The sequence below is a fragment of the Kitasatospora sp. NPDC085879 genome (assembly GCF_040686255.1).
Classification (GTDB): Bacteria; Actinomycetota; Actinomycetes; order Streptomycetales; family Streptomycetaceae; genus Kitasatospora.
Map to the genome: position 1 here is coordinate 263740 of NZ_JBFBJZ010000003.1, position 19900 is coordinate 283639.

A 19900-nucleotide genomic window follows, 5' to 3' on the forward strand; every position below is an offset into this window, starting at 1 on the left:
CCGATGGCGCGCCGCCCGGGCGGGCGTGCGGTTCCGGCGAGGAGTGGCACGGTCGGTGGGCGTGCGGCAAGGCCGCCCCGGATGGATCGGGGCCGGGCCTGCACGGGCATTCTTCCCTGTCGCGCGCCCGGAAGTCACTCGGGCGGGCGAGACGCGTGCAGTGTCCCGGTTCGTCCCGGCACGACGCGGACGTCGGACGGGACGACGGAGCGAGACGGGACCCGGACGGCGCTGGCCGGGTCGGGGCAGGTGTCCGCCCCGGCGGGGCGGACGGGACCTCAGACGATCTCGCGGAGCAGACCGGTGTGGACGTCGAAGACGAAGCCGCGGACGTCGTCGGTGTGCGGAAGGAACGGGGAGGTGCGGACCCGCTGCATCGACTGGCGGACGTCGCCGTCCAGGTCGACGAAGGCCTCCACCGCCCACTGCGGGCGCTGGCCGACCTCGGCCTCCAGCTCGCGGCGGAAGTCCTCGGTGAGGCCGAGCAGGCCGCAGCCGGTGTGGTGGATCAGCACGACCGAGCGGGTGCCCAGGGCGCGCTGGCTGATGGTGAGCGAGCGGATGGTGTCGTCGGTGACGACGCCGCCCGCGTTGCGGATGATGTGCGCGTCGCCGAGCTCCAGGCCGAGTGCGGCGAACAGGTCGAGGCGGGCGTCCATGCACGCCACCACGGCGACCTTCTGCACGGGTCGGGCGTCCATGCCGCCGTCGCGGAAGCCGACCGCGTACTCGCGGTTGGATGCCACGAAACGGTCGATGATGGCCGGGGCGGAGCTGGCAGCGGCGTTCGGCACGGGCCGGTCGGGGGTCACTGTCATGGTGACGAAGGTAATCCGAATTCCAGTGCCATGGTGCGGCCCGTCCCCGGGCTGTGATCCAGTCCATAGCCCGCCGCGGCGCGACAGCGACCGGGTTGCGCAGTTCCTCCCTGTATGCCCGGCGCGGGGCCGTGCGGTGCGCCCGGCCGGCCCGCGCCGGCCGCGCCACCTCCCACCTGCGCGGAGGCGTACCGCCGCCCGGGTGGCACACCGTCGTGGAGCGTTGACTCGGCGTGATCGGGCGATAGTCTGGCGGCGCAGTGGAGCACTGCCCGCACGCCCCGCCGACGCCCCCGGGCCGGTGACGGGCGCGCCACCGTACGCGGCCCGCGGCCTCCACCCGCTCCTGTGCCACCTGGCGCACCTTCCCCGGTGCCGGGCGGTCACTCCTTCCCCAGGCGAGCGGGCGGGGACCGCGGGCCGTGTGCACGCGGGCGGTCCACGGCCCGGCGGCCGGATCCGCTCCGGCGGTGGGCGAGAATGGGGCCAGCCGTCCGGGCCCGGGCGGCCGCACCGAGGAAGGCCGCCACCGCGCAATGAGCAACGAGACTCCGGCACCCAAGCACGTCCCGGTGATGCTGCAGCGCTGCATGGACGCCCTGGCCCCCGCGGCCGACGCCCCCGGCGCCGTGGTGGTCGACGCCACCCTCGGCCTCGGCGGCCACAGCGAGGCGATTCTCACCCAGTTCCCCCAGGCCCGGCTGGTCGCGGTGGACCGCGACCCTGCCGCACTGAAGCTCTCCGCGGAGCGGCTGGCCCCGTTCGGCGACCGCGCCACCCTGGTGCACGCCGTCTACGACGAGATCCCGCAGGTCCTCGACGACCTGGGCATCCCCGAGGTGCACGGCGTCCTGTTCGACCTCGGCGTCTCCTCCATGCAGCTGGACGAGGCCGACCGCGGCTTCGCCTACGCCCAGGACGCCCCGCTCGACATGCGGATGGACCAGACCCGCGGGCTGAGCGCCGCCGAGGTGCTCAACACCTACAGCCACGGCGACCTGGCCCGGATCCTCAAGGTCTACGGCGAGGAGCGGTTCGCCGGGAAGATCGCCTCGGTGATCGTCCGCGAACGGCAGAAGGAACCGTTCTCCACCAGCGCGCGTCTCGTGGAATTGGTACGCAACGCCATCCCGGCGGCGACCCGGCGCACCGGCGGCAACCCGGCCAAGCGCACCTTCCAGGCCCTGCGGATCGAGGTCAACGGGGAGCTGGAGGTGCTCGACCGGGCGATCCCCGGGGCGCTGGAACGCCTCGCGGTCGGCGGACGGATCGTGGTGATGTCCTACCAGTCCCTGGAGGACCGTCTGGTCAAGCAGTACTTCCAGGCCGGCGCCACCTCCACCGCCCCGCCCGGGCTGCCGTTCGTACCCGAGGAGCACCAGCCCTGGCTGAAGCTGCACACCCGCGGTGCGGTGCTGGCCACCGAGGCGGAGATCGAGGAGAACCGGCGCGCCGCGCCCGTCCGGCTGCGCGTGGCGGAGAGGATCAGGGCGACCCGGCGCTGACCGGGGCGGACGGCGAGCGAGGAACGGCGAGAGGGAGGGCGCAGTGCCGGTGGCCGGCGGTGGGCCCCTGCTGCCCGCGGGCGGGCAGGGCGGTCGGACCAGAAGGAGCGGTCCGCTCCCCGGGCAGGCGGGGCGGGCCCGGATCACCGCCCGTCCGCAGACCCGGTCGGTCCGCGGACGGACACCGTTCGCCGTGCTGATCGTGGTGCTGCTCTCGGCCGGGCTGCTCGGCCTGCTGATGCTCAACACCGCCCTCAACGAGGGCTCCTTCGAGCTGTCCCGGCTGAAGAAGCAGACCACCGACCTGACCGACGAGAAGCAGGGCCTGCAGGCGCAGATCGACCAGAACGCCGCCCCGGACGCGCTCGCCCGCCGGGCCCGCGAGCTGGGCATGGTGCCCGGCGGCGGCCCGGCCTTCCTGCAGGACGACGGCAAGGTGCTCGGCAAGCCCGGCCAGGCCCAGGACAGCGCGCCCGTCAAGCGGCCCGAGGACAACGCCCCCGCCTCCGCGGCGCCCGCCGACCCGTCCGCGTCCGCCTCACCGGCGGCGCCGAGCCCCTCGGCGGGCGACGACGGGGTGCAGATCGCGCCCGCCCCGCCGGCCAGCACCGGCCCCGCACACCCCGGGAACGGACGATGAGCACACCGCGCAGGCCCCAGGGCCCCGGCGACCGCCGCCCGCACCGCCCCGGCCGCCCCGGCGGCGAGGCCGGCCGCACCCCCCGTCCGCGCGGCGCCGAGCAGCCCCGCCGGACGCCCCGCCGCCCCGCCGCCCAGAGCCGGGGCACCGACCCGCGCACCGCCCGCCCGGCCCGCCCCCCGCAGCGGCCCGCGGCCCGGTCGCAGCCGCGGATGATCCGGCTCGCCGACCCGCGCAAGCGGCTGCGGCTGGCCGGCTTCGCCCTGGTCGTCGTCTTCTCGGTGTTCGCCGGGCGGCTCGTCCAGCTGCAGCTGCTGGACTCGCACGCGCTGGCCGCCGAGGCCGGCGCGAACCAGTACGTGCCGGTCGTGCTCTCCGCGGAGCGCGGCTCGATAACGGCCAGCGACGGCACCGTCCTGGCGACCACCGTGGACGCCTACGACATCACCGCCGACCCCACCCTGTTCACCCCCGAGGCCACGCACGTCCCGGACGCGCCCGAGCAGGCCGCCGCCCTGCTCTCGCCGATCATCGGCGTGCCCAAGGAGAAACTCGCCGGGCTGCTGCACCTCAACCCGAAGAACCCGAAGAGCCGCTACGCCCTGTTGGCCCCCCGGCAGACGCCGGAGGCCAAGAACCAGATCGCCGACCTGCGCGCAGACCTGGCCAAGCAGGCCGACACCAAGGCCTGCCGGGCGCAGCGCCTGCTGCTCGGCAAGCCCGCCGACAAGGGCGGCCGCACCGCGGTCGACAACGCCTGCGCCAACCCGCTGGCCGGGCTGGTCTGGTCGCCCAGCAAGCGGCGGGTCTACCCGGCCGCCGACCTGGCGGGCAATCTGGTGGGCTTCGTCAACGCCGAGGGCACCGGCACCGGCGGCCTGGAACTGCAGTACCAGAAGGACCTCGCCGGGGTCGACGGGCACTCCACCTACGCCTCGGTCGGCGGGCGGATCGTGCCCGGCTCCGGCGGCGGCATGCAGGCCCCGGTGCCCGGCACCGACCTGCGGCTGACCGTCGACAAGGACATCCAGTGGGCGGCCCAGCGGGCCATCACCGACCAGGTCGCCAACGCCGGGGCGGAGAAGGGCTACGTCGTCGTCCAGGACGTGAAGAGCGGCCGGATCCTCGCCATGGCCACCTCGCCCGGCCTGGACCCGAACAAGCTCGCCACGGCCCGCCCCGACCAGCTCGGCAACGCCGCCGTCCAGGACGCCTACGAGCCCGGGTCCACGGCCAAGCTGATGACCATGGCCGCGGTGCTGGACACCGGCACCGCGAGCTGGGACACCCATGTCACCGTGCCCAACACCCTGCAGCGCTCCGACCGGGTCTTCCACGACGACGTCGACCACGAGACCTGGTACCTGACGCTGGCCGGCGTGCTCGCCAAGTCCTCCAACATCGGCACCATCGAGGCCGCCGAGCACCTCGGCAAGGACCAGCGCGAGGCCAACAAGGTGCTCGGCGGCTACCTGCAGAAGTTCGGGATCGGACAGCCCAGCGGCCTCGGCTTCCCCGGCGAGACCCGCGGCATCCTCGCCAAGCCGGAGGACTGGAAGGGCTCGCAGCAGTACACCATCCCGTTCGGCCAGGGCCTGTCGGTCAACGCCCTGCAGGCCACCTCGGTGTTCTCCACCATCGCCAACGGCGGCGTGCGGGTCGCGCCCAACCTCGTCATGGGCACCACCGGCCCGGACGGGCGGTACACCCCGGCCGCGGCCGGCGCGCAGACCCGGGTGGTCAGCGAGGCGACCGCGAAGACGCTGACCGAGATGCTCGAGTCCGTCGTCACGGACGAGCAGGGCACCGGCACCAAGGCGGCGATCCCCGGCTACCGGGTGGCCGGCAAGACCGGCACCGCCAACCGCGTGGACCCGAAGACCGGCCGCTACTCCGGGTACACCGCCTCCTTCATCGGCTTCGCACCGGCCGACCAGCCCCGGGTGACGGTCTCCTGCGTGATCCAGAACCCGGTCAACGGCCACTTCGGCGGCCAGCTGTGCGGCCCGGTGTTCAAGCAGGTGATGGAGTTCGCCCTGAAGACCCTGCGGGTCGCGCCCAGCGGCAGCGAGGCGCCTAACCTGCCCGTCGACTGGAAGCCCTGATGAACGACGCCCCCGAGCACCGCAGCAGCCACCCGCACCCGGCGGAGCGGAACGACGGGGGTACCCCCGCCCGGTTTGGCCCTCAGGGCCCTCCGGCCGATACCCTGCCCGCCGTGCCGAAACCCGATCAAATCCCCGCGAGCCCGCCCCGCCCCTCCAGCCCGGCGGCGCTGCCGCTCGCCGAGGTCGCCCGACAGCTCGGTCTGGCGCCCGTCGAGGGCGCGGAGGTCACCGGCATCACCCACGACTCCCGGGCGGTCCGCCCCGGCGACGTGTACGTGGCCTTCCCCGGTGCCAACCACCACGGCGCCGCCTTCGCCGGGAAGGCGGTGGCGGCCGGCGCCGTCGCCGTGCTGACCGATCCGGCGGGCGCCGAGCTCGCCGCGGCGGCCGGCGCGCCGCTGCTGGTGGTGGACAACGTCCGCGGCGCGATGGGCCACCTGGCCGCCGCCGTGTACGGGCGCCCCAGCGAGCAGCTGCTGATGATCGGTCTGACCGGCACCAACGGCAAGACCACCACCTCCTACCTGGTCGAGGCCGGGCTGCGCGGCGGCGGACTGCTGCCCGGGGTGATCGGCACCGTCGAGATGCGGGTCGGCGACGAGCGGATCAAGAGCGAGCGCACCACCCCGGAGTCCACCGACCTGCACGCCGTCCTCGCCGTGATGCGCGAGCGCGGCGCCGCCGCCGTGGTCATGGAGGTCTCCAGCCACGCCCTGGTCTTCGGCCGGGTCGACGGGGTGCTGTACGACGTCGCGCTGTTCAACAACCTCACCCCCGAGCACCTCGACTTCCACCCGGACATGGAGGACTACTACCGGGCCAAGGCCCGGCTCTTCCAGACCGACAAGGCCCGCCGCGGGGTGGCCAACTTCGACGACGCCTACGGCCGCCGGCTGGCCGGCGAGGCGCCGATCCCGGTGGTGACCTTCTCCGCGAAGGGCGACCCGGAGGCCGACTGGCGGGCCGTGGACGTCCAGCTCGGCCCGGCCGGCTCGACCTTCCGCGTGCTCGGCCCGGACGGCGCCACCGCGGACGCCTCGGTGCCGCTGCCCGGCCCGTTCAACGTCGCCAACGCCCTCGGCGCGATCACCGCGCTGGTCACCGCCGGGGTGCCGCTGCACTCCGCGGTCGCCGGGGTCGCCGCCTCGACCGGCGTGCCCGGCCGCCTGGAGCGGGTCGACGCCGGGCAGCCGTACGTCGCCGTCGTCGACTACGCGCACAAGCCGGACGCCCTGAAGGCCGTCCTGGAGTCGCTGCGCGAGGTCACCAAGGGCCGGCTGCACGTCGTCGTCGGCTGCGGCGGCGACCGCGACCCGTTCAAGCGCGGCCCGATGGGCGCCATCGCCGCCCGGATCGCCGACACCGCCGTGCTCACCAGCGACAACCCGCGCTCCGAGGACCCGCTGGCGATCCTCACCGCGATGCTCGCCGGCGCCGCCGAGGTGCCCGAGGAGGAGCGCGGCGAGGTGCTGGTGGTGCCCGACCGCGCCGAGGCCATCGGCCAGGCCGTCGCCCGGGCGCACGCCGGGGACACCGTCCTGGTGGCCGGCAAGGGCCACGAGGTGGGCCAGTACGCGAAGGGCGAGGTCCGCCCCTTCGACGACCGGGACGTCCTGCGCGAGGCCGTCGTACGGCACACCCGCCCCGAGCCGAAGAGTGCCGACGCCGGGTCAGGAGCGCCCGGAGGCGAGCGGGCGACCAACGCAGAAGGAGAGCAGCCGTGATCGCACTGACCCTGGCCGAGGCCGCCGCGGCGGTCGGCGGCACGCTCGACGGCGCCGACCCCGAGGCCGTGGTGACCGGGCCCGTCGTGGTCGACTCCCGGCAGGTGCAGCCGGGCGGCCTGTTCGTCGCCGTGGTCGGCGAGCACGTGGACGGGCACGACTACGCCGCGAAGGCGGTCGGGGCCGGTGCCGTCGCGGTGCTGGCCTCCCGTCAGGTCGGCGTGCCCGCGATCCTGGTCGACGACGTCGTGGTGGCCCTCGGCCGGCTCGCCCGCGCCGTCGTCGAGCGCGCCACCGGCACCGCCGTCGTCGCGCTGACCGGCTCCTCCGGCAAGACCAGCACCAAGGACCTGATCGCCCAGGTGCTGCAGCGCCACGGCGAGACCGTCTACCCGCCCGGCAACCTCAACAACGAGATCGGGCACCCGATGACCGCGCTGCGGGTCGAGGCCGCCACCCGGCACCTGGTGCTGGAGATGGGCGCCCGGCACAAGGGCGACATCGAGTACCTGACCGGCATCACCCCGCCCAGCATCGCGATCGTCCTCAACGTGGGCAGCGCCCACGTCGGCGAGTTCGGCTCCAAGGAGGGCATCGCCGAGGCCAAGGGCGAGATCGTCGAGGCGCTCGGCGCCGACGGTGTCGCCGTCCTGAACGCCGACGACCCGCTGGTACGGGCGATGGCGAGCCGCACCAAGGGCCGCGTCGTGCTGTTCGGCGAGAGCCGGGCGGCCGACGTGCGGGCGGCCGATGTCCGCCTGGACGACACCGGACGGCCATCCTTCACGCTGATCACCCCAGCCGGTTCCGCACCCGTGAACCTGCGCCTGTACGGTGAGCACCACGTCTCGAACGCCCTCGCCGCCGCAGCGGTGGCGGTGGAGCTCGGGATGCCCGTCGACGACACCGCCGAAGCGCTCAGCCAGGCGGGTGCGCTGTCCCGCTGGCGCATGGAGGTCGTCGACCGGGCCGATGGTGTCACCGTCGTCAACGACGCCTACAACGCGAACCCGGACTCGATGCGGGCCGCGCTCAGGGCGCTGGTGTCGATGGCCGGCCGCGGCCCGGGGCGCCGCCGCACCTTCGCGGTGCTCGGGGAGATGCGGGAGCTCGGCGAGGACAGCCTCGACGAGCACGACGCCATCGGGCGGCTCGCCGTCCGGCTCGACGTCACCAAGCTGGTGGCGGTCGGCGGACGCGAGGCGGCCTGCATGGAACTCGGCGCGAGGAACGAAGGTTCGTGGGGTGAGGAGTCGGTGCTGGTGTCCGACGCGGACGCGGCGATCGAGCTGCTGCGCAGTCAGCTGCAGCCTGGGGACGTGGTGCTGGTGAAGGCCTCCCGTTCGGCGGGCCTGGAGAAGGTCGCCGAGGCCCTGCTCGCCGATGGGGCCGCTCAGTGAAGCAGATCCTCTACTCCGGCGGCATCGGCCTGATCCTGTCGCTGCTGGGCACGCCCGCCCTGATCAAGCTGCTCGCGAAGCACGGCTACGGCCAGTACATCCGCGACGACGGCCCCAAGGCGCACCACAGCAAGCGCGGCACCCCCACCATGGGCGGCATCGCGTTCATCCTGGCGACGCTGATCGCCTACTTCGCCACCAAGGCGATAGCGGGCGAAACACCCACGGCCTCCGGCCTGCTGGTGCTGTTCCTGACGGCGGGTCTGGGCCTGGTCGGCTTCCTGGACGACTACATCAAGGTGGTCAAGCGCCGCTCCCTCGGCCTGCGGGCCAAGGCGAAGCTGCTCGGCCAGTCATTCGTCGGCCTCGCCTTCGCCGTCCTGTCGCTCCAGTTCTCCAACAGCCGCGGGCTCACCCCGGCCTCCACCAACCTGTCCTTCGTCAAGGACTTCAGCTGGTCCATCGGCCCGGTGCTCTTCGTCATCTGGGCCTACTTCATGATCGCCGCGATGTCGAACGGCGTGAACCTCACCGACGGCCTCGACGGCCTTGCCACCGGCGCCTCGGTGATGGTCTTCGGCGCGTACGTCTTCATCGGCGTCTGGCAGTACGGCCAGACCTGCGCCCACATGATCACCGCCACCGCGAGCTGCTACGACGTCCGCGACCCGCTGGACCTCGCCGTCGTCGCCGCCGCCCTGATGGGCTCCTGCTTCGGCTTCCTGTGGTGGAACACCTCGCCCGCCAAGATCTTCATGGGCGACACCGGCTCGCTCGCCCTCGGCGGCGCCCTCGCCGGCCTCGCCATCTGCTCCCGCACGGAGCTGCTGCTGGCCCTGCTCGGCGGCCTGTTCGTGATCATCACCCTGTCGGTGATCATCCAGGTCGGCTCGTTCCGGACGACCGGCAAGCGCGTCTTCAAGATGGCCCCGCTCCAGCACCACTTCGAACTGGTCGGCTGGAGCGAGGTGCTGATCGTCGTCCGATTCTGGATCATCCAGGGCCTGTGCGTCGCGGTCGGCCTCGGACTCTTCTACGCAGGATGGGTGGCCGGATGACGGACAACCCCGACTTCGACGGCCTGAAGGCCGTCGTTGCCGGTCTCGGACTCTCCGGGGTGAGCGCCGCCCGCGTGCTGCGCGACCTCGGCGCCGAGGTCACCGTGGTGGACGGCGGCGACAGCCCCGCGCTGCGGGCCAAGGCCGCCGACCTCACCGGCATCACCGTCCGCCTCGGCGACGGCGCCACCCTCCCCGAGGGCACCGAACTGATCGTCACCTCGCCCGGCTGGCCGCCGAACAGCCCGCTGTTCGCCGCCGCCGAGGCGGCCGGCGTCCCCGTCTGGGGCGACGTCGAACTCGCCTGGCGACTGCGCCGCCCCCACCCGGAGACCGGCGAACCCGCCCCCTGGCTGGCCGTCACCGGCACCAACGGCAAGACCACCACCGTCCAGATGCTCGCCTCGATCCTGACCGCGGCCGGCAAGCGGACCGCGGCCGTCGGCAACGTCGGCGTCTCCGTCCTGGACGCGGTGCTCGCCGAGGAGCCCTACGACGTCCTCGCCGTCGAACTCTCCAGCTACCAGCTGCACTGGGCGCCCTCGCTGCGCCCGCACTCGGCGGCCGTCCTCAACCTGGCCCCCGACCACCTCGACTGGCACGGCTCCATGGAGGCGTACGCCGCCGACAAGGGCCGCATCTACGAGGGCAACACCGTCGCCTGCGTCTACAACCTGGCCGACCCGGCCACCGAGGCACTGGTCCGCGAGGCCGACGTCGAGGAGGGCTGCCGGGCCATCGGCTTCGGCCTCGACGCCCCCGCCCTGTCGAACTTCGGCGTCGTCGACGGCCTGCTCGTCGACCGCGCCTTCGTCGAGGACCGGGCCAACAACGCGGCCGAGATCGGCGCCGTCTCCGACGTCGTGCCGCCCGCCCCGCACAACATCGCCAACGCCCTGGCCGCGGCCGCCCTGGCCCGCGCCTACGGCGTGGACACCAAGGCCGTCCGGGACGGGCTGCGCGCCTTCCGCCCCGACAAGCACCGGATCGCCCAGGTCGCCGTCGTCGACGACGTCACCTGGATCGACGACTCCAAGGCCACCAACACCCACGCCGCGGCCGCCTCGCTGGCCGCGTACGAACCGGTGGTCTGGATCGCCGGCGGCCTCGCGAAGGGCGCCACCTTCGACGAACTGGTCGCCTCCGCCGCGGACCGGCTGCGCGCCGCGGTGCTCATCGGCCAGGACCGCGCGCTGATCCGGGAGGCGCTCGCGCGACACGCCCCGGATGTCCCGGTGGTCGAGGCCGCCGAGGGACAGACTGGCGCCGTGGCGATGGCCGAGACCGTCCGGGCGGCGGCCTCGCTCGCCAAGCCCGGGGACACCGTCCTGCTGGCGCCCGCCTGCGCCTCGATGGACATGTTCACCAATTACGGCGAACGCGGCGACCTCTTCGCCGCCGCGGTGCTGGACCTGATGGAATAGCGGCAGCACGGCCGGGCGGCACCACAGGTGCCGCCCGGCCCACCCACGACGGTGACAAGGGGGAGCAGGTGTCCGGTGAGGGCAAGGCGGGAACGGCCGCCCCACCGGAGCGCGGCTCTGCCCGGCTCCAGCTGATCTCCGCGACCACCGCGACCTTCAAGGCCGCCACCCCGGTCACCCGGCTCCGCGCCCTGCGTGCCCGGGTCCGCTGGATGCTGGAGCGCCCGCTCACCCCGTACTACCTGATCCTCGGCTCCACCATGCTGCTCGTGGTGCTCGGCCTGGTCATGGTGTTCTCCTCCTCCCAGATCCTGGTGATGGAGCACCGCCTGCCGATCACCTTCTTCTTCCGCAAGCAGCTGGTCGCCACCATGCTCGGCACCGTCATGCTGGTGCTGCTCGCCCGCACCCCCGTCAAGGCGCTGCGGCTGCTCGCCTACCCGCTGCTGCTCGCCGTGATCGCCGGGATGCTCCTGGTGGCGATCCCCGGCATCGGCGTGATGGTCAACGGCAACCGGAACTGGCTGAGTTTCGGCTTCTTCCAGGTCCAGCCCTCCGAGTTCGCCAAGCTCGCCCTGGTGCTCTGGGGGGCGGACCTGCTCGCCCGCAAGCACCGCACCCACACCCTCGACCAGTGGAAGCACCTGCTGGTGCCGCTGGTGCCCGGTACCGTGATGCTGATGATGCTGATCATGCTCGGCGGCGACATGGGCACCACGATGGTCCTGGTCGCGATGCTCTTCGGCCTGCTCTGGATGGTCGGCGCCCCACTGCGGCTGTTCGCCGCCACCCTCGGCATCGCCGTCGTCGCCTGCACCGCGCTGATCATCACCGTGCCGCACCGGCTCGACCGGCTGGCCTGCATCGGCGTCACCAAGCCCGACCCGAACATCAACTGCTTCCAGGCCCTGCACGGCCTCTACGCCTTCGCCGCGGGCGGTCCCTTCGGCTCCGGACTCGGCGCCGGCGTGGAGAAGTGGGGCCAGCTGCCGGAGGCCCACACCGACTTCATCTTCGCCGCCACCGGCGAGGAACTCGGTCTGGTGGGGACGCTGTCGGTACTCGGACTCTTCGCGGCACTAGGCTACGCGGGTATCCGTGTGGCCATCGGCACGAAGGACACCTTCGTCAGGTACGCCGCGGGAGCCGCCACCACGTGGATCATGGCGCAGGCCATGGTCAACCTGGGGTCGGCACTGGGACTCCTGCCCATCGCGGGCGTCCCCCTCCCGCTGTTCTCCTACGGTGGGTCCGCCATGCTGTCGGCCCTGTGCGCCGTCGGCGTGCTGGTCAGCTTCGCGCGCAGCACACCGGCGGCCAAGGCGGCCCTGGCCGCCCGGAACCCCACCCGTGCCGGGACGCTCCTGGCCCGGGTGCGGCCACGACGACGAACCACAGCGCGCAAGCCGGCCGCACGGCCGGCGCGCAGGGAGCGGTGAATTTCGGTGCATGTCGTACTCGCCGGCGGCGGGACCGCCGGTCACATCGAGCCGGCCATGGCCCTCGCGGACGCGCTCCGCAGGCACGACCCCTCCGTGGGGATCACCGCCCTCGGCACCGAGCGCGGCCTGGAGACCCGACTGGTGCCCGAGCGCGGCTACGAGCTGGCGCTCATCCCCGCCGTCCCGCTGCCCCGCAAGCCCACCCCCGAGCTGATCACCGTCCCGGGCCGGCTCCGCGGTACCGTCCGCGCCGCCCAGGACGTCATCGAGCGGGTCAAGGCCGATGTTGTGGTCGGCTTCGGCGGCTACGTCGCCATGCCCGCCTACTTCGCCGCCAAGCGCGCAGGGGTGCCGATCGTCGTCCACGAGGCCAACGCCCGCCCCGGCCTGGCCAACAAGATCGGCGCCCGCTACACCGACTTCGTCGCCGTCTCCACCCCGGACTCCAAGCTCCGCGACTCCCGGTACATCGGCATCCCGCTGCGCCGCACCATCGCGACCCTGGACCGCAACGCCGTCCGCCCGGAGGCCCGGCACTACTTCGGCCTCGACCAGCGGCTGCCCACCCTGCTGGTCTCCGGCGGCTCGCAGGGCGCCCGCCGGCTGAACGAGACCGTCCAGGCGATCGCCCCGCGGCTGCAGCAGTACGGCGTGCAGATCCTGCACGCGGTCGGCCCGAAGAACGAGCTGCCGCAGGTCGACGACATCCCCGGCATGCCGCCGTACCGGCCGGTGCCGTACGTGGACCGGATGGACCTCGCCTACGCCGCAGCCGACATGATGCTCTGCCGGGCCGGCGCGATGACCGTCGCCGAGCTGGCCGCGGTCGGCCTGCCGGGCGCCTTCGTGCCGCTGCCGATCGGCAACGGCGAGCAGCGGCTGAACGCCCAGCCGATGGTCAAGGCCGGCGGCGGCCTGCTGGTCGACGACGCCGAGCTCACCCCGGACTGGGTGCTGCAGAACGTGCTGCCGGTGCTGACCGACCCGGCCCGACTGTGGGACATGAGCCGCGCCGCCGCCGAGTTCGGCCGCCGGGACGCGGACGACCTGCTGGTGCGGATGGTCTACGAGGCGATCGAGGCGTCCCGCGGCGGCCGCCGCCGTGGCTGACCCAGCCGACCCGGCGCCCGCGCCGGCCGCCGGGCTGCGGCTCTCCCGTCGGGGGATCGCGGTGCTCTGCGCGCTCGGCGCGCTGGTGGCGGGCGTGCTCGGCTGGACGGTCTTCCTTTCCTCGGCCCTGGACGTGCGCTCCGTCGCCGTCCAGGGCCTGGACAGCGGGAAGCTCGGCCAGGACGAGGTGGCGGCGGCGCTCGGCGGGCTGCGGCACGGCCCGCTCGCCCGGGTCGACCTGGCGGAGGCCGAGAAGCGGGTGCAGGCACTGCCGCGGGTGGCGAAGGCCGAGGTCTGGCGCGGCTGGCCGCACACCCTGCGGGTCAAGGTGACGGAGCGTCGGGCGGTGGCCTCCGTGCGCACCGACGGCGGGAAGTTCGCACAGGTCGACGCGGGGGGCTTCACCTTCGCCACCGAGCCGGCCGCGCCCGCCGGTGTGCCGGTGGTGGACCTGCAACTCAGTCAGCAGGCGAACGAGGTGCTCGACCTCTTCGACCGCCCGGCGCTGGTCTCGGCCGCGATCACGGTCGCCGCCGGGCTGCCGGCCGAACTGGCCGGCAAGGCCGGTGCCGTCCAGGTGCACAGTTATGACGACATCCGGCTGCAGTTGGCGGGCGGGGCGACGGTGCGCTGGGGGAGCCCGGAGCGGACCGAACGCAAGGCCAGGGTGCTGGCCGCGCTGCTCGGCCGGAAAGCCGCCAATTACGACGTGAGTGCGCCGGATGCCCCGGCCGTGTCGGGATGATCCGGTAAGTTCTTCCTGAAGGGGCGGTATTGACGGGGCCGAGGCTCCGGTCCGACCCTTGGTGGTCACCCCGGTTTCGCCCGGGAGTCGATGATCACATAGGCTCAAAAGAAAAACGGGAAGCTCGGCGTGTTCGTTGAACACCGACCGGATGCGACCTACTGTCCTGTGTCACCGGGCTGTGTCCAACGGTGAAGTGACACAGCCGCAGTTACAACCCTAAACCTCAAGTTTAGGGTTCGGGTCGGCGGTCGGCATTTCGGACATACAGCACCGAAATCGCGCGCTTCCCACCCATCGACATCCGTCGGCCTTCGCCACAAGGGGAGCCGACCCGGAAATTCGAGGCGAGAGGCCTTCGACGTGGCAGCACCCCAGAACTACCTCGCAGTCATCAAGGTCGTCGGAATCGGCGGCGGTGGTGTCAACGCCATCAACCGGATGATCGAGGTCGGGCTCAAGGGCGTCGAGTTCATCGCGATCAACACCGATGCGCAGGCCCTCCTCATGAGCGACGCCGACGTGAAGCTCGATGTGGGCCGTGAACTCACCCGGGGCCTCGGCGCCGGCGCCAACCCCGAGGTCGGCCGGAAGGCCGCCGAGGACCACCGCGAGGAGATCGAGGAGGTCCTCAAGGGGGCCGACATGGTCTTCGTGACCGCCGGCGAGGGCGGCGGCACCGGCACCGGCGGCGCGCCCGTCGTGGCCAACATCGCCCGCTCGCTCGGCGCGCTCACCATCGGCGTGGTCACCCGCCCGTTCACCTTCGAGGGCCGCCGCCGGGCCAACCAGGCCGAGGACGGCATCGCGTCGCTGCGCGAGCAGGTCGACACCCTGATCGTCATCCCCAACGACCGCCTGCTGTCCATCTCGGACCGCCAGGTGAGCGTGCTGGACGCGTTCCGCTCCGCCGACCAGGTGCTGCTCTCCGGTGTCCAGGGCATCACCGACCTGATCACCACCCCGGGTCTGATCAACCTCGACTTCGCCGACGTCAAGTCCGTGATGTCGGACGCCGGCTCGGCGCTCATGGGCATCGGCTCGGCCCGCGGCGAGGACCGCGCCAAGGCGGCCGCCGTGATGGCGATCTCCTCCCCGCTGCTGGAGGCGTCCATCGACGGCGCCCGCGGCGTGCTGCTCTCCATCTCGGGCGGTTCCGACCTCGGCCTGTTCGAGATCAACGAGGCCGCCCAGCTGGTCAGCGAGGCCGCCCACCCGGAGGCCAACATCATCTTCGGCGCCGTCATCGACGACGCCCTCGGCGACGAGGTCCGGGTCACCGTCATCGCGGCCGGCTTCGACGGCGGGCAGCCCCCGGCGATCGTCCGCGACCCGGTGGTCAAGGCCTCCACCCCGTCCTCCGCGTCCACCCCGGAGCGCCCGGCCACCCGGCCGTCCTACGGCATCGGGTCGGTGACGTCCCGTACGGACGACGCCGAGCGTCACGCCGACGTGCCGGCCCGGATCACCCCGGCCGTCCCGCCGGTGCCGCCGCAGGTGCAGCCCGCCCGCCAGCCGTACGTGGAGAGCCCCGCCGAGGAGCTCGACGTGCCCGACTTCCTGAAGTAGACGTCTCGCACGTGATCCCTCACATCAGTCGACACGGTGCTCACTTCGCCTCCACCACCCGGTGGGGCGGGGTGAGCACCTCGCCGTACGGGGAGCTCAACCTCGGCGGCGCGGTCGGGGACGACCCGGCCGCCGTCCGGCGCAACCGGGAGCTCGCCGCCCGGGAGCTCGGCCTCGACCCGGCCGACGTGGTCTGGATGAACCAGGTGCACGGTGCCGAGGTCGCCGTGGTGACGGAGCGCCAGCCCGACGGGCACGCCCCCACCGTCGACGCGGTGGTCACCGACCGCCCGCTCGCCCTCGCCGTGCTCACCGCCGACTGCACCCCGGTGCTGCTCGCCGACCGGGCCGCCGGCGTCGTCGGCGCCGCCCACGCGGGCCGGCCGGGCCTCGCCGCGGGCGTCGTCCCGGCGGCCGTCCGCGCCATGGCGGAGCTCGGCGCCGACCCGGCCCGGATCACCGCCCTGCTCGGCCCCGCCGTCTGCGGCCGCTGCTACGAGGTGCCCGCAGCCCTGCGCGCCGAGGTCGCCGCGGTGGTGCCCGCCGCGTACGCCGAGACCTCCTGGGGCACGCCCGCGCTGGACGTCGCCGCCGGCGTGGCCGCCCAGCTCGCCGAGGCGGGCGTCACCGACGTGGTGCCGTCCGACGTATGCACCCTCGAATCGGACGACCACTACTCCTACCGCCGCGAGCAGCGGACCGGCCGGCTCGCGAGCTACGTCTGGTTGGGCCCCGAACACTCATGACGAACGACATCTACGGACCGTTCCCGGGCGGTGCGGATTTCGCCGCCGCCCTCGACGAGCGGCAGCGCGAGCGGTACGAGCAGCTCGGCTCCAACCTCGACGTCGTCGAGAAGCGGATCGCGGACGCCTGCTCGGCCGCCGGCCGGGCCCGGGACGAGGTCACCCTGGTCGTGGTCACCAAGACCTACCCGGCCGAGGACACCGCCCTGCTCGCCGGACTCGGCGTCACCGACGTGGCCGAGAACCGCGACCAGGACGCCGCCCCCAAGGCCGAGCGCTGCGTCGACCTGCCGCTGACCTGGCACTTCGTCGGCCAGCTGCAGACCAACAAGGTCCGCTCGGTGGTCCGCTACGCCGACACCGTGCACTCGGTGGACCGCCCGCGGCTGGTGGACTCGCTGTCCGCGGCGGTGCTCAATGCCGGGCGCCCGCCGCTCGGTTGCCTGGTGCAGGTGGCCCTCGACAAGGAGGCCGGCGAGGGCGTGCACCGCGCCGGGGTGGCGCCGTCGGAGGTGGAGGCGCTGGCCGACCTCATCGCGCGCACCCCGGGGCTCCGGTTCGACGGCCTGATGACGGTTGCGCCGCTGGCCGGGCCGCTCGCCGGGGATCCGGCCGCCGCCTTCGCCAGGCTGGCGGAAATCGCAAGCGCCGTACGGGCGAGCCATCCGGCTGCCACGATGGTCTCCGCAGGCATGAGCGGGGACTTGGAGCAGGCCGTGGCAGCCGGAGCGACACATGTACGCGTCGGTACGGCGGTACTCGGTGTGCGGTCACCCCTCGGGTAACGTCACCGGTTAGTAGATCAGACTGCAGGACAAAACAGGACAGAACCTAGCAGCCGTTCCAGCGCGCTAGCGAAAACTTCGTGGATCGCATCTCCGCAGAATCTCCACGGCCTGACGGGCCGTCGGTCCGGCGAGCCCGGACCGCTGCGGAGACCGCAGGCCGAGGCCGGAGTCGGAGTCGATCCACCACAGAGCGGAGGAGACAGGAGCATGGCCGGCGCAATGCGCAAGATGGCGGTCTACCTCGGCCTCGTGGAGGACGAGACGTACGACGGCCAGGGGTACGACCCCGACGACGACTACGACGCGGACCCGGAGCCGATCCGCACCGGCCGCACCGAGGACCTGCGCCCGGCGGCCGCCGAGCGCCCGGCGCCCGCGCCGGTCGCGCACATCGCACCGCAGCCCGTGCCGGCCGCCGTCCCGATCCGGCAGGAGGCGCCGCGGATGGCGCCCGTGTCGTCCATCACACCCGACCGCCGCCAGAACGTGGAGAAGAGCGCCCCGGTGATCATGCCCAAGGTAGTGAACGAACGAGAGCCCTACCGCATCACCACGCTGCACCCGCGGACCTACAACGAGGCCCGTACCATCGGGGAACAGTTCCGCGACGGCACACCTGTGATCATGAATTTGACCGAGATGGACGACACGGACGCCAAGCGACTCGTAGACTTCGCGGCTGGACTCGTCTTCGGTCTGCACGGCAGTATCGAGCGCGTGACACAGAAGGTGTTCCTCTTGTCTCCTGCTAACGTCGATGTCACGGCGGAGGACAAGGCTCGGATCGCCGAGGGTGGGTTCTTCAACCAGAGCTGACCCGGCCACGACTTTACGTGTGGATCGATCGACGGTGCGTCACTGACGGGCTGATGACCAGGGAGAGGTAGACGAGATGGGGATCGTCGGGGCGGTGCTGTACTACGCGCTGACCGTCTTCCTGCTCATCCTGCTCTTCCGCCTCGTGATGGACTGGGTCTTCCAGTTCGCACGCTCGTGGCGGCCGGGAAGGGCCATGGTCCTGGTCCTGGAGGCCACGTACACTGTCACGGATCCGCCACTCAAGCTTCTTCGGCGTTTCATTCCGCCGTTGCGTCTCGGGGGCGTGGCGCTCGACCTGTCCTTCTTCGTACTGATGATCATTGTGTATGTCCTGATCTCGCTCGTGCGGTCCCTGTCGTTGTGAGCGATGCGACAGGATTCCGGAGTGCCGACGATCACGTTGAGGTGAAGAGATGCCATTGACCCCCGAGGACGTTCGGAACAAGCAGTTCACGACCGTCCGGCTGCGCGAAGGCTATGACGAGGACGAGGTCGATGCCTTCCTCGACGAGGTCGAAGCCGAGCTGACCCGCCTGCTGCGCGAGAACGAGGACCTGCGCGCCAAGCTGGCAGCCGCCACGCGTGCCGCCGCGCAGAACCAGGCCAACATGCGCAAGGAGCCGCAGCAGGACGGCCGTCCTGCCGGCGCCCCCGTGCCTGCCGCCATATCCGGTCCGCCGGTGCCCGGCCAGCAGCAGGGCCCCGGTCCGCAGCAGATGGGCGGCCCGCAGCAGATGGGCAACCAGCCGCTCGGCCTCCCCTCCGGTGCTCCGGCCCTCCCGCCCGGCCCCGGCGCCGGTGCGATGGGCCAGCCGCAGCAGATGGGGCAGCCGCAGCAGATGGGCCAGCCCCAGCAGATGGGCCAGACCATGGGCGGCCAGCAGCAGCTGGTCCAGCCGATGGGTGGTCAGATGCTGCAGCCGATGGGCGGCCCCATGGGCGGCCCGATGGGTCAGCCGCAGATGGGCCAGACCATGGGCGGCCAGCAGCAGCTCGCGCCGATGGGCGGCCCCATGGGCCAGCCGATGGGCGGCCCGATGGGTGGCCCCATGGGCGGCCCCATGGGTCAGCCGCAGCAGCAGCCCGGCGGTGACAGCGCCGCCCGCGTGCTCGCCCTCGCCCAGCAGACCGCCGACCAGGCGATCTCCGAGGCGCGCTCCGAGGCCAACAAGATCGTCGGCGAGGCCCGCAGCCGCGCCGAGGGCCTGGAGCGGGACGCCCGTTCCAAGGCCGACGCCCTGGAGCGGGACGCCCAGGAGAAGCACCGCGTCGCCATGGGCTCGCTGGAGTCCGCCCGCGCCACGCTGGAGCGCAAGGTCGAGGACCTGCGTGCCTTCGAGCGCGAGTACCGGACCCGCCTGAAGTCCTACCTGGAGACCCAGCTGCGCCAGCTGGAGTCGCAGGCGGACGACTCGCTGGCCCCGCCGCGGATCCCGGCCACCGCCTCGCTGCCCCCGGCGGCGTCGTCGATGTCGCCGGCCACCTCCTCGGTGGGCAACGGCTCCAGCTTCGGCGGTCAGCCCTCCTTCGGCGGCAACCAGCCGTCGTTCGGCGGCAACGGCCAGTCCTTCGGCGGGAACTCCTTCGGCGGCGGCAACCCGAGCTTCGGCGGCCAGCCGGGCGGCAGCGGTGCCGCGCAGATGGCTCCCGCCGGGATGACCCAGCCGATGGCCGCGGTCCGCCCGCAGCCGCCGCAGCCGATGCAGCAGGCGCCGGCCCCCATGCGGGGCTTCCTCATCGACGAGGACGGCGACAACTAAGCACCACCCACATCGAGGGCGCCCCCACCGTGACATCCGTCACAGTGGGGGCGCCCTCGTCTGTGCGGCCGGCCCAAAGGGGCGCGCCGGGGGACCCCCGGCCGAAGGCCGGGGGAGAACTGCGCAATCCGGATGCGGGCGTTGTATCGAGTGCGGCCGGCCATAAGACAGGGGCGCGTGGGGGCACCCCAGCCTCAGGTCCCAGAATGCCGCCGTCCCCGAACCCCCGGGCGCCATTACACCT

General features: G+C 72.8%; 17 protein-coding genes. 16 read left to right on the forward strand and 1 reads right to left on the reverse strand.

The window, feature by feature from the left end; translation table 11 throughout:
- Positions 1-278: 278 nt before the first annotated feature.
- Entirely contained in the window at positions 279-818 is a 540-nt protein-coding gene (locus tag AB0P35_RS04435) for a carbonic anhydrase (protein WP_095876942.1), read from the reverse strand.
- A gap of 536 nt (positions 819-1354) precedes the next feature.
- Between AB0P35_RS04435 and rsmH the strand changes: the two genes are divergently transcribed.
- The 16 genes from rsmH (at position 1355) to AB0P35_RS04515 (ending at position 19656) form a co-directional block, all read left to right on the forward strand.
- Positions 1355-2323: a 16S rRNA (cytosine(1402)-N(4))-methyltransferase RsmH gene (rsmH, locus tag AB0P35_RS04440; RefSeq protein WP_095876941.1), complete on the forward strand. Its 969-nt coding sequence runs from the start codon at positions 1355-1357 to the stop codon at positions 2321-2323.
- 193 nt (positions 2324-2516) lie between these two features.
- Positions 2517-2963, forward strand: a complete 447-nt coding sequence (locus tag AB0P35_RS04445; protein ID WP_363506297.1) for a cell division protein FtsL — start codon at positions 2517-2519, stop codon at positions 2961-2963.
- On the forward strand, positions 2960-5068 hold the full coding sequence (locus AB0P35_RS04450) for a penicillin-binding transpeptidase domain-containing protein (protein ID WP_363506300.1): 2109 nt from the start codon (positions 2960-2962) through the stop codon (positions 5066-5068). The genes AB0P35_RS04445 and AB0P35_RS04450 overlap by 4 nt, the downstream gene beginning before the upstream one ends.
- A 113-nt stretch (positions 5069-5181) precedes the next feature.
- Positions 5182-6795 (forward strand): UDP-N-acetylmuramoyl-L-alanyl-D-glutamate--2,6-diaminopimelate ligase, encoded by a 1614-nt coding sequence (locus AB0P35_RS04455; RefSeq protein ID WP_363506303.1) that lies wholly within the window; start codon positions 5182-5184, stop codon positions 6793-6795.
- Positions 6792-8195, forward strand: coding sequence for a UDP-N-acetylmuramoyl-tripeptide--D-alanyl-D-alanine ligase (gene murF / locus AB0P35_RS04460; RefSeq protein WP_095876938.1), 1404 nt, complete (start codon positions 6792-6794; stop codon positions 8193-8195). The genes AB0P35_RS04455 and murF overlap by 4 nt, the downstream gene beginning before the upstream one ends.
- Entirely contained in the window at positions 8192-9253 is a 1062-nt protein-coding gene (gene mraY / locus AB0P35_RS04465; RefSeq protein WP_095876937.1) for a phospho-N-acetylmuramoyl-pentapeptide-transferase, read from the forward strand. Before murF ends, mraY begins: the two co-directional genes overlap by 4 nt.
- Complete coding sequence (murD, locus tag AB0P35_RS04470) at positions 9250-10677, forward strand: UDP-N-acetylmuramoyl-L-alanine--D-glutamate ligase (protein ID WP_095876936.1); 1428 nt, start codon at positions 9250-9252, stop codon at positions 10675-10677. Before mraY ends, murD begins: the two co-directional genes overlap by 4 nt.
- A 134-nt stretch (positions 10678-10811) precedes the next feature.
- Positions 10812-12116, forward strand: coding sequence for a putative lipid II flippase FtsW (gene ftsW, locus AB0P35_RS04475; RefSeq protein ID WP_363506360.1), 1305 nt, complete (start codon positions 10812-10814; stop codon positions 12114-12116).
- 6 nt (positions 12117-12122) lie between these two features.
- Entirely contained in the window at positions 12123-13229 is a 1107-nt protein-coding gene (gene murG / locus AB0P35_RS04480) for an undecaprenyldiphospho-muramoylpentapeptide beta-N-acetylglucosaminyltransferase (protein WP_363506307.1), read from the forward strand.
- The gene (locus tag AB0P35_RS04485) at positions 13222-13974 is read left to right on the forward strand and encodes an FtsQ-type POTRA domain-containing protein (RefSeq protein ID WP_363506310.1); all 753 of its coding nucleotides are present in this window, start codon (positions 13222-13224) and stop codon (positions 13972-13974) included. Before murG ends, AB0P35_RS04485 begins: the two co-directional genes overlap by 8 nt.
- Positions 13975-14337: 363 nt before the next feature.
- A complete protein-coding gene (gene ftsZ / locus AB0P35_RS04490; RefSeq protein WP_363506313.1) occupies positions 14338-15543 on the forward strand; it encodes a cell division protein FtsZ in 1206 nt (401 codons plus the stop codon).
- 11 nt (positions 15544-15554) lie between these two features.
- Positions 15555-16289: a peptidoglycan editing factor PgeF gene (gene pgeF, locus AB0P35_RS04495; RefSeq protein WP_363506316.1), complete on the forward strand. Its 735-nt coding sequence runs from the start codon at positions 15555-15557 to the stop codon at positions 16287-16289.
- Positions 16286-17074, forward strand: a complete 789-nt coding sequence (locus AB0P35_RS04500) for a YggS family pyridoxal phosphate-dependent enzyme (RefSeq protein ID WP_363506319.1) — start codon at positions 16286-16288, stop codon at positions 17072-17074. The genes pgeF and AB0P35_RS04500 overlap by 4 nt, the downstream gene beginning before the upstream one ends.
- A 210-nt stretch (positions 17075-17284) precedes the next feature.
- Positions 17285-17893 carry a cell division protein SepF gene (gene sepF, locus AB0P35_RS04505; protein WP_095876930.1) on the forward strand — a complete coding sequence of 203 codons (609 nt, stop codon included), beginning with the start codon at positions 17285-17287 and terminating at the stop codon, positions 17891-17893.
- Between the two features lie 76 nt (positions 17894-17969).
- Entirely contained in the window at positions 17970-18260 is a 291-nt protein-coding gene (locus tag AB0P35_RS04510) for a YggT family protein (RefSeq protein ID WP_030262809.1), read from the forward strand.
- A 49-nt stretch (positions 18261-18309) separates the two neighbouring features.
- On the forward strand, positions 18310-19656 hold the full coding sequence (locus AB0P35_RS04515) for a DivIVA domain-containing protein (RefSeq protein WP_363506323.1): 1347 nt from the start codon (positions 18310-18312) through the stop codon (positions 19654-19656).
- Positions 19657-19900 lie beyond the last annotated feature (244 nt).

Bases quoted from the DNA above. Each gene is read 5' to 3' on its own strand.
- AB0P35_RS04450 (WP_363506300.1), top strand. From the start codon at position 2,960: ATGAGCACACCGCGCAGGCCCCAGGGCCCCGGCGACCGCCGCCCGCAC.
- AB0P35_RS04510 (WP_030262809.1), top strand. From the start codon at position 17,970: ATGGGGATCGTCGGGGCGGTGCTGTACTACGCGCTGACCGTCTTCCTG.
- AB0P35_RS04500 (WP_363506319.1), top strand. From the start codon at position 16,286: ATGACGAACGACATCTACGGACCGTTCCCGGGCGGTGCGGATTTCGCC.
- sepF (WP_095876930.1), top strand. From the start codon at position 17,285: ATGGCCGGCGCAATGCGCAAGATGGCGGTCTACCTCGGCCTCGTGGAG.
- AB0P35_RS04435 (WP_095876942.1), bottom strand. From the start codon at position 818: ATGACAGTGACCCCCGACCGGCCCGTGCCGAACGCCGCTGCCAGCTCC.
- murD (WP_095876936.1), top strand. From the start codon at position 9,250: ATGACGGACAACCCCGACTTCGACGGCCTGAAGGCCGTCGTTGCCGGT.
- rsmH (WP_095876941.1), top strand. From the start codon at position 1,355: ATGAGCAACGAGACTCCGGCACCCAAGCACGTCCCGGTGATGCTGCAG.
- AB0P35_RS04515 (WP_363506323.1), top strand. From the start codon at position 18,310: ATGCCATTGACCCCCGAGGACGTTCGGAACAAGCAGTTCACGACCGTC.